This is a genomic window from Microbispora triticiradicis, assembly GCF_005864065.1.
Taxonomy (GTDB): Bacteria; Actinomycetota; Actinomycetes; order Streptosporangiales; family Streptosporangiaceae; genus Microbispora; species Microbispora triticiradicis.
Genome location: NZ_VANP01000001.1, coordinates 53,775 through 68,239, shown reverse-complemented (window position 1 = coordinate 68,239; position 14,465 = coordinate 53,775). Strand labels below are relative to the sequence as shown.

Sequence of the window (14,465 nt, the reverse complement as noted above, 5' to 3'; positions counted from 1 at the left end):
GATGGGGCAAGTAGGCTGCCCTTGATCGTTCGCGACGGTGAAGGAGTGGCTCATGGCCGCCGACCCGACGATGGCCCGGATCGGCCAGGCGGTGGAGTTGCATCACGGTCAGGGTCAGCGTGAAGCCGCTCGCGACCTGTTCGCGCGGATCTGGGATGACATCGGCGGTGAGCAGGGCGACCCGCTGCATGTCTGCGTCCTCGCCCACTCGATGGCCGACGTGCAGGACGACGTCCACCAGGAGCTGATGTGGGATCTGCGGGCGCTCGCCGCCGCCGATCTCGTCACCGACGAGCGGGTGGCCGAAGCCGGGGTGCCGCTCTCGGTGGCGGGCCTGTATCCGTCGCTGCACCTGAACCTGGCCGATTGTTACCGCAAGCTGGGCGATCTCGACCGCGCCCGTGAGCACCTCCGGCAGGCGCGGGCGGAGATCGGCGCGCTTGGCGAGGACGGGTATGGGCGGCTCATCAGGGGCGGTCTGGAGCGACTGGCCGAACAGCTGGGTGAGCCCACCTGACCACGTCCCGTACGGCCCGCCCCCGGGCGGGCCGTACGGAGGGGTCCGCCGGGTTACGCGACGGGCTCGGGTTCGTCCACGCCGCCGACACCGTCCATGCCGTCCACGGTGTCGACGGTGCGGCGGGGGCCGGTGAACCAGTGCCTGGCCGACAGGCGCCACCACAGGGCGATGCCGATGAGCACGGCGCCCACGGCGATGGGGGCGTAGTTGACCGATGTCCAGGTGAAGCCGGGGTCGCCGGGCACGCCCGCGGGTGAGATGGGCAGGACGAAGTAGACCGAGATGATCGCGATCTCGATGACGGCGATCCAGCAGAGTGCCCGGTACTTGCGGCCCAGCGTCCACGGGCCGGTCTGGAAGGAGTCGCCGGCGCGCAGCCGCAGCCAGATCGGGATGAGGAACGCGAGGTAGAGCCCGATGACCGCGATGGACACCACCGCCAGGAACGCCACCGGCGTCGCGGTGCCCTCGGGGGCGTACAACGCGGGCAGCGTGATCAGCAGCGCGACGGCGCAGCCGCCGATGATCGCGTTCACCGGCGTGCGGTTGCGGTCCACCTTCGACCACAGCCGCCAGCCCGGCACCGCGCCGTCGCGGGAGAACGCGTACGTCATCCGGGACATCGACGTCACGCAGCTCATCCCGCAGAAGAACTGCCCGATGGTGGAGATGCCGAAGACGACGGTGGCGAGGGTGGACGACAGCGACGAGGTGAAGATGGCCCCGACGAAGCCGCCCTCGGCGTTGACGGCGTCCACGTTCGTGGCGGCGAACAGGAACGCCAGCAGCAGGATCCAGCCGCCGATCGCCGAGTAGAAGATCGACTGCCAGAGGCCCTTGGCCGCGGCGCGGGCCGCGCCGTGCGTCTCCTCCGACACGTGCGCGCAGGCGTCGAAGCCGGTGATCGTGTACTGCGTGAGCAGGAAGCCCAGCGGCAGCACGTACAGCCAGAAGGCGGGCCCGGAGTCGCCGCCGCCGAAGCCGGAGTGGTTGAACGTCTCGAACAGGAAGCCCACGCTCTGGTGCTTCGACGGGCCGAAGACCAGGATCAGCACGACGGCCGCCGCGCCGAACACGTGCCACCACACCGAGATGTTCTGCAGCAGCGAGATCAGCCGGTGGCTGAAGATGTTGATCAGCGCGTGCAGCACCAGGACGATCGCGAACAGCAGGAAGGTCTGGTGCAGCGCGTTGCCGTTCGCCCAGGAGTCGCTGAACCGGCCGACCACGATGTTGAGGAACGTCGCGCAGCCGTAGTCGACGGACGCCGTGACCGCGATCAGCCCGATCAGGTTCAGCCAGCCGGTGAACCAGCCGTGGACCGGTCTGCCCAGCTTGGCGGCCCACCAGTAGATGCCGCCCGCCGTGGGGTAGGCGGAGACCAGCTCCGCCATGCAGAACCCGATGATCAGGATGAACGCCGAGATCAGCGGCCAGCCGACGGAGATCGCCAGGGGCCCGCCGTTGTTCCAGGCCTGGCTGAAGGTGGTGAAACAGCCGGCCAGGATCGAGATGATGGAGAAGGAGATCGCGAAGTTGGAGAACCCGCTCCACGTGCGGGCCAGTTCCTGCTTGTAGCCGAGTTCCGCCAGTCGTTTGGCGTCGTCGTCGAGGGCTTGCGCCACTGAGGCCTCCTCTAACCGGTGCGGGGTTTCCGGACGCCGTCGAGCAGGCGTCCGAAGCTGGGATCCCCGAGGTCGCGTACGGCTTGGGCGAACTTGCCGGCGGCCTCGGCGGAGTAGTCGAATCCGGGCATGGCCCCGGAGCGGACCAGCCCCTGGTGGACGACGAACCAGAGGGTCCAGGTGAGGTTGGCCATGATCAGGTTCAGCCGCACGCGGGGGACGTGCTCGTCGTCGCCGAAGTAGGCCCGCGTCAGCCGTACGACCTGGCCGGGGTCGAAACCGGCCTCGGCGGCGATGTCGCCCAGCTCGAAGCAGGGGTCGTTGTTGCCCGACAGCTGGTAGTCCACGATGCGGACGCCGTCACCGGTGGCGATGAGGTTGCCGCAGATCAGGTCGTTGTGGCAGGGGACGGACGGCAGCGGGCGGCGGGCCAGCGCCGCCTCGATCTCGTACGCCAGAGGCAGCACGTCCTCGAACCCGGCGGGCAGGGCCAGGTCGTGGGCCCGGCACCGGGCCAGATAGTCCCGGAGCGTGCGGAAGATGGAGAAGTCGTTGCCGAACCGGGGCCCGGCGTGCAGGCGGCGGCAGGCGGCCGCCACCTCCTCGATCCGCGCCGCCACGGCCGGGACGTCGAGCGTGACGCCCTCGACGTACTCCAGCACGAGGGCCCCCGGCAGCACGTGCACGACCCGGGGGCCGACTCCGGCCGCCGCCGCGGCGACCGTGTTGGCGATCTCCTGGTCCAGCGGGATGCCGAGACCGGCCTCGGTGATGCGCGGGTCGAGCACCCGCAGGATCCAGCGCTCGCCGTCCGCGCTGTCGATCCTGGCGACGTGGTGGCTGAGCCCGCCCGTGATCCTGGTGAACGTCAGCGGCCGTCCGGCCCAGCCCGCGACGACATCCCGCACGTCACCGACGGGATCTAGCATGCCCGGCTCCTTTGGTCTGCCTTCAGACCATTGCTTCGATTCTCCGGGCGGGGTGTTACGGGACGGTACCAATGTCGCAACGTCCCGCGTCCCTGACGAGGGTCAGCGCACGCGGCCGACGCCGCCGAGCGCGCCGGCCTTGCCCTCCCGTACGGAGACGTAGTCGGCGTCGGGCCGCCACTCCTGGAGCGGCACCACTCCCGGCTCGACGAGGTCGAGTCCGTCGAAGAAGGCGAGGATCTGCTCCCGCGACCGGGAGGTGGTGCCGGGTACGGAGGTGCGGCTGAAGACCTTGCGGCCCTCCTCCTCCTGGTCCTCGCTCAGTTCGCCGAGCGAGCCGTGCGAGACCACCAGGTAGCCGCCAGGCGCCAGCGGGGCCCGGAGCGCTGTGACGATCTTCAGGGCCTCCTCGTCGTCGGGGACGAAGTGCAGCACCCCGAGCAGGAGGACGGCGACCGGCTGGGAGAAGTCGAGGTGCGCGCGGACCTCCGGAAGGGTCATAAGCGCCTCGGCGTCGCGCATGTCCGCGCCGACCGCGATCACCCGCTCGTTCTCGGCGAGGAGCGCCCGGGCGTGGACCAGGACGATGGGGTCGTTGTCCACGTAGACGACGCGCGACTCCGGGGCCAGTTCCTGGGCGACCTGGTGGACGTTGCGCTGCGTGGGAAGCCCGGCGCCGATGTCGAGGAACTGCCGGATGCCCTGCCGCGCGAGGTGGGTGACGGTCCGGATCAGGAACTGCCGGTTCTCCCGGGCGATGTCCGGAAGGTTGGGCAGGATCTCGATGATCTTCTGGGCGGCCTCGCGGTCCACCGCGAAGTTGTCCTTGCCGCCCAGGTAGTAGTCGTACATCCGGGCGACGCTGGGTGCGAACGGATCAACGCCCGCCGGTGCCCTCTGCTCGTCCACGGCACCCCTCCTCGTCGTACAGCAAGGATGGTACCGGGCTTGATCGGGATATCGCGGACACTTATGGCGGAAGCTCGCCGCGGGTGGGGAGGCCCTGCCACGAGCTAGGGCTGGCCACGGAGAAGGCGGCCACCGAGATGCCGCGTTTGAGCCGGTCCGAGGGGTGGAGCCCGTCGAGGATCGCGCTGAGATAGCCCGCCACGAACGCGCCGCCGACCTCGGCGGGGTCGACGGACGTCACGGGGGCGGCCTGGGTGTCGTAACGCAGGCCCTCCACGGTGGCGCTGGCGCCCTTGGCGCCCCGGGTCACGACCAGTTCGGGGATCGACGCGAGCGCCGGTTCCACGAGCCCGAGCTCGTCCTGGGTCGCGAAGAGCACGTCGGCGCAGGCGGCCAGCTCGGTCAGGCCCTGCCGCGCCTCCTCCACGCTGTCCCACAGGTGCGGGCGGTGGTTGACGTCGACGGAGACGAGCACGCCGGCGTCCTTGGCGAGCTTCGCCGCGTGGTGGACGGCGCTGTAGGCGTAGCCGCTCAGCCCGACGGTGACGCCGGTGACGTGGAGGATCCGGGCGGACTGGACGGCCTCGCCTGGCACGTCCCCGGTCGTCAGGTGGGATCCCGCCGAGCCGCCGCGGTAGTACGCCGCGTGCGACGACCGGCCGATGCGCCGCTGGCGTACGACGAGACCGGTGGACGCCGTCGGATCGACCCGTACGGACGAGACGTCCACGCCCTCGCCGCGCAGGACGGTCATCGTGCGGACGCCCAGTTCGTCGGCGCTGACCCGGCCCAGCCAGCTCACCGAGTGGTCGAGCCGGGCCAGGCCGACCGCCGTCGTCAGCTCGGGTCCCTCCACGTCGAGGCGGGTGCTCGCGTCATGCCGGAGCCGGTCGGCCGAGACGACGGCCAACGCCTCTCCGAGCGTGAATACCTCGGTCATGCACTGCGTCCAGGGGGTAGCACCGGAAAAGCATGGCAGACCGTGATCCGCTCGGAAAGGGCTCTGGAACGATCCCGCGCCGCGCGGGGGCTCAGCCGCCGAACGCGTCCACGGCGGCCTGGCAGAACGCCTTGAGGTCGTCCGGCTTGCGGCTGGTCACCAGCGTGTTCGGGCCTCCGGTGCAGACCACGACCTCCTTGTCCACCCAGGTCGCCCCGGCGTTGCTCAGGTCGGTCCGCAGGCTCGGCCACGAGGTGAGCGTGCGCTCGCGCACCACGTCGGCCTCCACCAGCGTCCACGGCGCGTGACAGATTGCCGCGACCGGCTTGCCCGCGTCGAAGAACTCCTTGACGAACCGTACGGCCTCCGGCTTCGTCCGCAGGAAGTCGGGGTTGGCGACTCCGCCGGGGAGGACCAGCCCGTCGAAGTCCGACGCGGCGACGTCTCCCGCCACGGCGTCGACGGGGAACGTGTCGGCCTTGTCGAGGTGGTTGAAGGCCTGCACCCGGCCCTGCTGGGTGGAGACCAGTTTCGGCGTGCCGCCCGCCTGCTCGACGGCCTTCCACGGCTCGGTGAGCTCGACCTGCTCGATCCCCTCGGGGGCGACGAGGAATGCGATCGTCTTGCCCTGAATCATCGTGCTTCCTCTCAGGTATTTTGCTCCGTCTTGACGACGCGTGCCCGGCGATCCGCGATCTATGCCGTTCGCGGGGTAGGAAGCGGACATGCCCGTGCTGGTGGGGACATCGGGATGGCAGTACGCCGACTGGCGCGACCTCGTCTACGGGGGAGTGCCGCAGCGGCTGTGGCTGGAGAGGTACGGCGAGATCTTCGCCACGGTCGAGAACAACAACGCCTTCTACCGGCTGCCGAAGCGGGAGACGTTCGAGTCGTGGCGGGAGCGTACCCCGCCGGACTTCGTCATGGCGGTCAAGGCCAGCCGCTTCCTCACCCACATCAAGCGGCTGAAGGACCCGGAGGAGCCGGTGGACCGGCTGATGGGCGTGGCCGAGGGCCTCGGCCCCAAGCTGGGGCCCATCCTGCTCCAGTTGCCGCCGACCCTGCAGGCCGACGCCGTACGGCTGCGGGCCTGCCTGGCCCGGTTCCCGTCCTCGGTGCGGGTCGCGGTCGAGCCGCGGCACGCCTCGTGGTGGACGGCCGAGATCCGCGATCTGCTGACGGAGTTCGGGGCCGCCCTGTGCTGGGCCGACCGGCTCGGACGGCCGGCGGGGCCCCTGTGGCGCACCACGAGCTGGGTCTACCTGCGCTTCCACGAGGGCCGGGCCGACCCCTGGCCGGCGTACGGGCGGCGCGCGCTGCGCAGCTGGGCCGACCGGCTGGGCGACGTGCCGGACGCCTACGTCTACTTCAACAACGACCCGGGCGGAGCCGCCGTACGCAACGCCGTCACCTTCGCGGAGATCGTGTGCGCGCGGGGGCGGGAGGTGACCAGGGTGCGGCCTCCCGCGGGTCTGGGCGGCGAGGCCCACCGGCTGCAACCCGCCCCCTCATAGGTGTGTCTCCCGCTGAGGGGGCGGGCCGCCGCCGCCCGGACACGCCGGTCAGGCGCGCCGGTCGTCGGCCGCGTGCCGGCCACCCGCGACCAGCTGGTCCGGCGACGACTGCCGGGGCACGGAGAAGCGGTGCGGTGTGGTGTCCCGCTCGGTCCGGTTCTCGGCCCTGGCCTCGTTCCCGGCCTCGGCCCTGTCGTCGACGCCGTCCCGGTCCCGATCGACCTTGGGGTAGGCCGCGGTGACCGGAGCCACGCCGTCCCGTTCGGCCTCGGCCTCGGCCTCAGTCTCGGTGGCGGGGGTGGTCGCCGGCGACGACTGGAGACGGCGCTCCAGCTCGCGCTTCTCGGCCTCCAGGCGGGATACGCGGTCCCGCTCGGCGAGGCGCGCTTCGCGCACCTTGCGGCGCTTGACGGCCCCGCGGCGCAGGCCGCCGGTGATGAGCATCAGGCCGACGACGAACACGGCGGCGGTCACCACGCCGGCGATGAAGAACTCGAACGGGCTGAGGTTGAAGGTGCGGTCCAGCACCGTGATCGGCATCGTGTTCGCGGTGTCGTTGACCGACACCTCGATCACCGCAGCCGCCGCGATCAGGACCAGAAGCAGGCCCAGTAAGACCATCTGCCGTCACTCCCTGGTGCGGTTTGCGATTCGTGGACGCACTCCGTCTGCCCCCAAAGGCGCGGATCATGTGCTCCCGGTCACAACGGGGCAGCGGTTTGTCAAGCAAAGAACACGCGTTAACACCCTGGTTACAAACGGGCAAAGGTTACGAAATGCCAGAACGGCACTCTCAAGCGTGGCGGACGAACGCCAGGCCGCCTCGCTTCGAAAGGGATCGACGTGACCTACAAGGCCGAGTACATCTGGATCGACGGCACGGAGCCGACCGCGAAGCTCCGTTCCAAGACGAAGGTCCTCGCCGACGGCGCCGAGCCGGGGCTGTGGGGCTTCGACGGGTCCAGCACCAACCAGGCCACCGGTCACTCCTCCGACCTGGTGCTCAAGCCCGTCTTCGTCTGCCCGGACCCGATCCGCGGCGGCGACCACGTTCTGGTCATGTGCGAGGTCCTGCACACCGACATGACCCCGCACGCCACCAACACCCGCGCCGCGCTCGCCGAGGTGGACGAGCGGTTCGCCGAGCAGGAGCCGTGGTTCGGCATCGAGCAGGAGTACACCTTCTTCAAGGAGGGCCGCCCGCTCGGCTTCCCGCTGGGCGGCTTCCCGGCCCCGCAGGGCGGCTACTACTGCGGCGTCGGCGCCGACGAGGTCTTCGGCCGCGACATCGTCGAGCTGCACCTCGACCGCTGCCTCGCCGCCGGCCTGAAGATCTCCGGCATCAACGCCGAGGTCATGCCCGGCCAGTGGGAGTTCCAGGTGGGCCCGGGGGGTCCGCTGGAGGTCGGCGACCACATGTGGGTCGCCCGCTGGCTGCTCTACCGCACCGCCGAGGAGTTCGACGTCGCCGCGACGCTCGACCCCAAGCCGGTCAAGGGCGACTGGAACGGCGCCGGCGCGCACACCAACTTCTCCACCAAGGCCATGCGTGAGGGCTACGAGCCGATCATCACCGCCTGCGAGGCGCTGGCCGACAACGCGGTGGAGCACGTCAAGCACTACGGCCACGGCATCGAGGACCGCCTGACCGGCCACCACGAGACCGCTCCGTGGGACAAGTTCAGCTACGGCGTCTCCGACCGCGGCGCCTCGGTCCGCATCCCGTGGCAGGTCGAGGTCGACAAGTGCGGGTACATCGAGGACCGGCGCCCCAACGCCAACGTCGACCCCTACCTGGTCACCCGTCTGATCACCGACACCTGCTGCTCGGCCCTGGAGAAGGCCGGCCAGGTCTGATCCGGCGTCTCACCGCGTCTTTCCGTACGGCTCCCGGGTCACCCGGGGGCCGTACGCGTTTTCCGGGGAAGGCACGCGAAGGTCACGTCCGGTACGCCTGACCCGCCTAGCGTCCCGGACATGACCATGATCCGCAGATCCGCCGTCGTCGTCCTGTCCGTCCTCGCCGCCGGTACGGTGGCCGCTGTGTCACACCAGCCGGAACCCGCCGCCGCCGGACGGGAGCGTCAGCCCGTCGTCATCGGGCACCGGGGCGCCAGCGCCCTGCGGCCCGAGCACACGCTGCTGTCGTACGAGACGGCCATCGCGCTCGGAGCCGACTACATCGAGCCCGACCTCGTCTCCACCAAGGATCACGTCCTGGTGGCCCGGCACGAGAACGAGATCTCGGGGACCACCGACGTGGAGAACCATCCCGAGTTCGCCGCCCGCCGGACCACCAAGACCATCGACGGCGTGCCGGTCACCGGCTGGTTCACCGAGGACTTCACGCTGGCCGAACTGCGTACGCTGCGGGCCACCGAGCGCATCCCCGACCTGCGCCCGGACAACGCGGCCCTGGACGGCCTGGCCCAGATCCCGACCTTCGACGAGGTCGTGGAGCTGGCGCGGCGGCGCGGCGTGGGCGTGTACCCGGAGACCAAGCACCCCTCCTACTTCGACTCCATCGGGCTGTCGCTGGAGGAGCCGCTGCTGGAGGTGCTCGGCCGGTACGGCTGGCGTGACCGGCGCGACCCGGTGTTCATCCAGTCGTTCGAGACGGCCAACCTGCGCGAGCTGAGCGGAAAGACCCGCCTGCCGCTGATCCAGCTGGTCAACGGGTCCGGCGCGCCGTACGACCGGGTGGCGGCGGGTGACCCGCTGACCTACGACGGGATGGTGACGCCCGCCGGTCTCAAGGAGATCGCGACGTACGCCGACGGGATCGGCGCGGCGACCTCACGCGTCGTCCCCACGGGCCCCGACGGGCGCCTGCTCGCGCCGACGACGCTCGTGCGCGACGCCCACCGGGCGGGCCTGGACGTGCACGTGTGGACGGTCCGCGACGAGAACTCCCAGCTTCCGGCCGACTTCCGGCTCGGGGACCCGGCGAACCCGGCGTACGCGCGGACGACCGGCGACGTGACGGGCTGGCTGTCGCGCCTGCTCGACCTCGGCGTCGACGGCGTCTTCGCCGACAACCCCGGCACGGCCCGCGCCGTCCTCGCCGCCCGCACCCGCCGCTAGACGTCCAGCGGGAAACACCGAGCGATCCGGAGGGGCGCGCCGCCGGTCTGGACTGAGGAGCGAGGAACGAGCGACGAAGGAAGATGGCGGACGTGAGCGCCCCGATGGTGAGCGGGAAACACCGAGCGATCCGGAGGGGCGCGCCGCCGGTCTGGACTGAGGAGCGAGGAACGAGCGACGAAGGAAGATGGCGGACGTGAGCGCCCCGATGGTGAGCGGGAAACACGGCCTAGATGTCCTAAGTTGACAATGATTTTCATTTGCGGGACAGTTGAGTGGGATGCCTCCCCTGATACGCCGACTTGAGGATCTCTCGTGCTCTCGCCGTTCGCCCGAACCCTGTCGTCCGCCGCGCTGCTCGTCCTGTTCGCCGCGGGGTGCGGCGGCGCGGAGCCTGAGACCCCCGACGACCCGTCGCTGCCGCTGAAGGTGGTCGCGACCACCACCCAGGTCGCGGACTTCGCCCGCAACCTGGGCGGTGACCGGGTCACCGTCCACCAGCTGCTCCGGCCGAACGTCGATCCGCACGACTACGAGCCGTCGCCCGCCGACATGCAGGCCATCGCGGAGGCCGACGTGCTCGTGAAGAACGGCGTGGGCCTGGAGAAGTGGCTCGACGACACGGTCCGGGCCGCCGGCTTCGACGGCCGGGTGGTCGACGCCTCGCAGGGTGTGCCGGTTCGCGGGGGCGACGGCGAGGAGGGCGCGGGCGATCCGCACATCTGGCACAACCCGCTGAACGTCAAGACGATGGCCGCGACGATCGGCAAGGCGTTCGCCGCCGCCGACCCGGCTGACGCCGCGGCGTACCAGGCCAACCTGGCGGAATACGACGCGAAGCTGGACGCGCTCGACGCCGAGATCGCCAGGAAGATCGGCTCGATCCCGGCCGACCGGCGCAAGCTGGTGACGAACCACGACGCCTTCGGCTACTACCTCGACCGTTACAAGCTGACCTTCGTCGGGTCGATCATCCCGAGCTTCGACACCTCCGCCGAACTGTCGGCCAAGCAGGTGTCCGATCTCGTCGCCGAGATCAGGGCGACCGGGACGGTCGCGATCTTCTCGGAGGCGTCGCTGCCGCCCAAGACCGCCGAGGCGATCGGCCGCGAGGCCGGGGTGACGGTCGTGGCGGGCGAGGACGCGTTGTACGGCGACTCGCTCGGCCCCGAGGGGTCGGCCGGTGCGACCTATCTCCAGATGGAGGAGCACAATACCGACACCATCGTCAACGCGTTGAGGGGGACGTCCACATGAGTGAGCGCGCGCCGACCCTGGTGATCGACCGGGCGAGCGTGGCCTACGGCGACGTCCCCGTGCTGGAGGAACTGGACGGCGTCGTCCACGAGGGCGAGGCCGTGGCGCTGATCGGCCCGAACGGCGCGGGCAAGTCGACGCTGATCAAGGCGTTGCTCGGGCTGGTTCCGGTCGTACGCGGCCGGATCGAGGTGCTGGGCACGACCCCGGCGCAGGCCCGCCGCGACGTCGCGTACGTGCCGCAGGCCGACACGCTCGACCCCGACTTCCCGGTGTCGGTCGAGCAGGTGGTGATGATGGGCCGTTACCGCCGGATCGGCTGGCTGCGCCGTCCGTCCGCCGCCGACCGGGCCGAGGTGGCCGGGGCCCTGGAGCGGGTCGGGCTGGCCGCGCGGGCCCGCGACCGGTTCGGCACGCTGTCGGGCGGGCAGCGCCAGCGGGTGCTGCTGGCCCGGGCCATCGCCGCCGGACCCCGGATGCTGCTGCTCGACGAGCCGTTCAACGGCGTCGACGCGGTCAGCCAGCACGCGCTGCTGGAGGCGATCGGCTCGCTCAAGGAGCAGGGCGCCTCGGTCGTCGTCAGCACCCACGACCTCGCCATCGCACACTTGGCGTGCGACGAGGTGTGCCTGCTCAACCGGCACCAGTTCGGCTTCGGCCCGACCGGCGACGTGCTGACGCCCGAGCGGCTGCGCGCGACGTACGGCGGGCACGCGCTCGAACTGCGCGGCGACCGCGTGATCGTGACCCAGACGTGAGGGTGGCGCGATCATGATCTTCTTCGAGCCGTTCCAGCTTCCGTTCATGGCGCGGGCGCTGGCCGAGCTGGTCGTCCTCGGCGCGCTCGCGGGCACCGTCGGCGTGCTGGTGCTGCTGCGCCGCCTGGCCTTCGTCAGCGACACCCTGACGCACACCGTCTTCCCCGGGGTGGTCATCGGCCATCTCATGGCGGGTGACGGCGGCGTCTTCTGGGGCGCGCTCGCCGCCGGGGTCGTCACCGCGGTCCTGCTCACGCTGCTCACCGCCCGTCGCAGGGTGAGCGAGGACGCCGCGCTCGCCGTGCTGCTGACCACGCTGTTCGCGGCCGGCGTCGTGCTGGTGTCGCGGCAGACGGGGTTCACCTCCGACCTCACCGCGTTCCTGTTCGGCCGGGTGCTCACCGTCACCGAGGAGCAACTGGCGCAGACCGCCGTCGTGACGGTGCTGGTCGTGGCGCTGCTGGCGGTGCTGCGGCGGCCGCTGCTGCTGCGGGCCTTCGATCCCGTGGGCGCCCGCGCGGCGGGGGTCCGCGTCGGCCTGCTCGACCTCGTGGTGAACGTCGCGGTCGCCCTGGTCGTCGTGGCCGCCGTCAAGGCGGTCGGCACGATCCTCGTGATCGCGCTGCTGGTCGTGCCGGCCGCGGCGGCCCGCAGCCTGTCGGAACGGCTCGTGGTGATCGTGCCGCTCGCCGCGCTCCTCGGCGCCGCCGCCGGATGGCTCGGGCTGGTCGCGAGCTACGAGGCGTCGATCGGGTACGGCCTCCGGCTCGCCTCCGGGGCGACCGTGGTGCTCGTCCTGGTCGGGTTGTACGGCCTGGCCCACGCCGCCGCGTTCGCCCGCCGGCGTGCGGGGCTCGGCCGGGCCCGCCGCCGCACCGCGCCGGACGACCTCGACGTCCTGGAGGCGGCGTGAGCTGGCTCGACTCCACTGTTCACCGGGCCCTCGTCGAGGCGGTCCTGGTCGGCGTGCTCGGCGGGGTGACCGGGGTGTTCGTCGTCGCCCGGCGGCTGCCGTTCTTCACGATGGCCCTCACCCACGCGACGTTCCCGGGCATCGTGGTCGCGGCCATGCTCGGGGTGAACCTCTATCTCGGCGGGGGACTCTTCGGGCTGCTGGTGGTCGCCGCCGTGCTGGTCTTCAGCCGGGGCCGCGGCCAGGACTTCACCACGGCGACCGGCATCGCCCTGTCGGGCGGCTTCGCCCTGGGGGTCGTGCTGGTGTCGTCGCAGGACGGGTTCACCCGCGACCTCGCGGCGTACACGGTGGGCGACGTCCTCGCGGTGAGCACGGGCGACCTCGCGGCGACCGCCGCCGTCACCGCCGGCGTGCTGCTCCTGCTGGCCCTGGTGGGCAAGGAACTGCTGCTCGCGGCCTTCGACCCGGTGGGCGCCGCGGCGCTCGGGCTGCCCACCGTGCTGCTCGACTTCGCCCTGCTGGCGGTCGTCGAGGTGACCGTCGTCGCCACCGTGCCCGCCCTGGGGACGATCCTCGCCGTCGCGTTGATCGTCGGCCCGGCCGCGACCGCACGCCTGCTCAGCGACAGGATCGCGCTGCTGTTCCCGATCGCCGCGGCGATCGGGGTCGCCTGCGCGCTGGCGGGCGTGTGGGTCTCCACCGTGTGGAACGTCGCGACCGGGGCGTCGATCGCCCTGCTCGTCGGCCTGGTGTTCGGGACGGTCTTTCTCGCCACCGCCGTACGCGGCCGGACGAGACGGGCCGTGCCGGTCAGGGCGTGAGCAGGACCTTGATGGCGCCGTCCTCCTTCTTCTGGAAGATCTCGTAGCCGTGCGGGGCCTGGTCGAGCGGCAGGCGATGGGTCGCCAGGTCCTCGACCCCCAGCGGGTCGCCGTCGCCGGTCACGAGCGGCATGAGGTCGTCGATCCACCGCTTGACGTGGGCCTGGCCCATCCGCAGCGCGATCCCCTTGTCGAACATCCGCAGCATCGGCAGGGGATCGGTCATCCCGCCGTACACGCCGCTGATGGAGATCGTGCCGCCGCGCCGCACGGTCTCGATGGCGTCCTGGAGGGCGGCGAGCCGGTCGAGGCCGGCGCGGGTCATCATGGCGGCGGCCGCCTTGTCGGGCAGCATCCCGGTGACCGTCTGGGCGAACTTGCCGACGGTGTAGCCGTGCGCCTCCATGCCGACCGCGTCGATGGCCGAATCGGTGCCCCGGCCGCCGGTCATCGACCGGACCACCTCGGGCACGTTGTCGGTGTCGCCCGCGTCGATCACCTCGATGCCGTGCCTGCGGGCCATCTCCAGGCGCTCGGGCACGAGGTCCACGGCGATCACCCGGTAGCCGCGGTGGCGGGCGATGCGGGCGGACATCTGCCCGATCGGGCCGAGGCCGAAGACCGTGACGCTGCCGCCGTCAGGGATCTCCGCCCACTCGACCGCCTGCCAGGAGGTGGGCAGCACGTCGGAGAGGTAGACGAACCTCTCGTCCGGCGGCCCCTCCGGCACCTTGATCGGCCCGAAGTGGGCCTGCGGCACGCGGAGATACTCCGCCTGGCCGCCGGGCACCTCGCCGTACAGCTTGGTGTAGCCGAACAGCGCGGCGCCGGTGTCGTACTCGCGGACCTGGGTGGTCTCGCACTGGGCGAACAGCGCCCGGTCGCACATGTAGCAGTGGCCGCACGAGATGTTGAACGGGATCACGACGCGGTCACCGGGGGCGATGTGGGTGACCTCCGCGCCGACCTCCTCCACGATCCCCATCGGCTCGTGGCCGAGGATGTCGCCCTCTCCTATGAACGGGCCGAGCACCTCGTACAGGTGGAGGTCGGAGCCGCAGATGGCGGTCGTGGTGACCCGGATGATCGCGTCGGTGGGTTCCTTGATCGCCGGGTCCGGTACCTCCTCCACCCGCACGTCGCGCTTGCCGTGCCAGGTGAGTGCCTTCATGGTTTCCCCTTCCAGAAGGGC

The 14,465-nt window shown here is 71.1% G+C and carries 15 protein-coding genes; 8 read left to right on the top strand and 7 right to left on the bottom strand.

Features of this window, described 5'->3' with window-relative positions; all coding sequences use genetic code 11:
* Positions 1–52 precede the first annotated feature (52 nt).
* A complete protein-coding gene (locus tag FED44_RS00330) occupies positions 53–517 on the top strand; it encodes a tetratricopeptide repeat protein (RefSeq protein WP_111697355.1) in 465 nt (154 codons plus the stop codon).
* A gap of 53 nt (positions 518–570) precedes the next feature.
* Here the strand turns inward: FED44_RS00330 and FED44_RS00325 are convergent, their stop codons facing one another.
* The 5 genes from FED44_RS00325 to FED44_RS00305 form a co-directional block, all read right to left on the bottom strand.
* On the bottom strand, positions 571–2,145 hold the full coding sequence (locus FED44_RS00325; protein WP_111697354.1) for an amino acid permease: 1,575 nt from the start codon (positions 2,143–2,145) through the stop codon (positions 571–573).
* Positions 2,146–2,156: 11 nt separating this feature from the next.
* Complete coding sequence (locus tag FED44_RS00320; RefSeq protein WP_138459367.1) at positions 2,157–3,074, bottom strand: phosphotransferase; 918 nt, start codon at positions 3,072–3,074, stop codon at positions 2,157–2,159.
* 102 nt (positions 3,075–3,176) lie between these two features.
* Complete coding sequence (locus FED44_RS00315; RefSeq protein ID WP_138459366.1) at positions 3,177–3,983, bottom strand: SAM-dependent methyltransferase; 807 nt, start codon at positions 3,981–3,983, stop codon at positions 3,177–3,179.
* A 61-nt stretch (positions 3,984–4,044) separates the two neighbouring features.
* Positions 4,045–4,923, bottom strand: coding sequence for a sugar kinase (locus FED44_RS00310; protein WP_138459365.1), 879 nt, complete (start codon positions 4,921–4,923; stop codon positions 4,045–4,047).
* 91 nt (positions 4,924–5,014) lie between these two features.
* Positions 5,015–5,560, bottom strand: coding sequence for a type 1 glutamine amidotransferase domain-containing protein (locus FED44_RS00305; protein WP_111697350.1), 546 nt, complete (start codon positions 5,558–5,560; stop codon positions 5,015–5,017).
* Between the two features lie 88 nt (positions 5,561–5,648).
* Here FED44_RS00305 and FED44_RS00300 point away from each other — a divergent pair, with 88 nt between their 5' ends.
* Positions 5,649–6,437 (top strand): DUF72 domain-containing protein, encoded by a 789-nt coding sequence (locus tag FED44_RS00300; RefSeq protein WP_138459364.1) that lies wholly within the window; start codon positions 5,649–5,651, stop codon positions 6,435–6,437.
* A 48-nt stretch (positions 6,438–6,485) separates the two neighbouring features.
* Here the strand turns inward: FED44_RS00300 and FED44_RS00295 are convergent, their stop codons facing one another.
* Positions 6,486–7,058: a hypothetical protein gene (locus FED44_RS00295; protein WP_138459363.1), complete on the bottom strand. Its 573-nt coding sequence runs from the start codon at positions 7,056–7,058 to the stop codon at positions 6,486–6,488.
* A gap of 222 nt (positions 7,059–7,280) precedes the next feature.
* On the opposite strand from FED44_RS00295, the gene glnII reads away from it, so the two are divergent.
* The 6 genes from glnII to FED44_RS00265 all read left to right on the top strand — a co-directional run bounded on the left by glnII (position 7,281) and on the right by FED44_RS00265 (position 13,273).
* On the top strand, positions 7,281–8,294 hold the full coding sequence (glnII, locus tag FED44_RS00290) for a glutamine synthetase (protein WP_138459362.1): 1,014 nt from the start codon (positions 7,281–7,283) through the stop codon (positions 8,292–8,294).
* A gap of 120 nt (positions 8,295–8,414) precedes the next feature.
* Positions 8,415–9,521 (top strand): glycerophosphodiester phosphodiesterase, encoded by a 1,107-nt coding sequence (locus FED44_RS00285; RefSeq protein WP_244301639.1) that lies wholly within the window; start codon positions 8,415–8,417, stop codon positions 9,519–9,521.
* Between the two features lie 315 nt (positions 9,522–9,836).
* Positions 9,837–10,778: a metal ABC transporter substrate-binding protein gene (locus FED44_RS00280; protein WP_138459361.1), complete on the top strand. Its 942-nt coding sequence runs from the start codon at positions 9,837–9,839 to the stop codon at positions 10,776–10,778.
* On the top strand, positions 10,775–11,536 hold the full coding sequence (locus FED44_RS00275) for a metal ABC transporter ATP-binding protein (RefSeq protein ID WP_111697344.1): 762 nt from the start codon (positions 10,775–10,777) through the stop codon (positions 11,534–11,536). Before FED44_RS00280 ends, FED44_RS00275 begins: the two co-directional genes overlap by 4 nt.
* Before the next feature lie 13 nt (positions 11,537–11,549).
* Positions 11,550–12,449, top strand: coding sequence for a metal ABC transporter permease (locus FED44_RS00270; RefSeq protein WP_111697343.1), 900 nt, complete (start codon positions 11,550–11,552; stop codon positions 12,447–12,449).
* On the top strand, positions 12,446–13,273 hold the full coding sequence (locus FED44_RS00265; protein ID WP_111697342.1) for a metal ABC transporter permease: 828 nt from the start codon (positions 12,446–12,448) through the stop codon (positions 13,271–13,273). Before FED44_RS00270 ends, FED44_RS00265 begins: the two co-directional genes overlap by 4 nt.
* On the opposite strand, the gene FED44_RS00260 is transcribed toward FED44_RS00265, so the two are convergent.
* Entirely contained in the window at positions 13,263–14,444 is a 1,182-nt protein-coding gene (locus FED44_RS00260; protein ID WP_111697341.1) for a zinc-dependent alcohol dehydrogenase, read from the bottom strand. The two genes, FED44_RS00265 and FED44_RS00260, sit on opposite strands and share 11 nt — an antisense overlap.
* Positions 14,445–14,465: the final 21 nt, after the last annotated feature.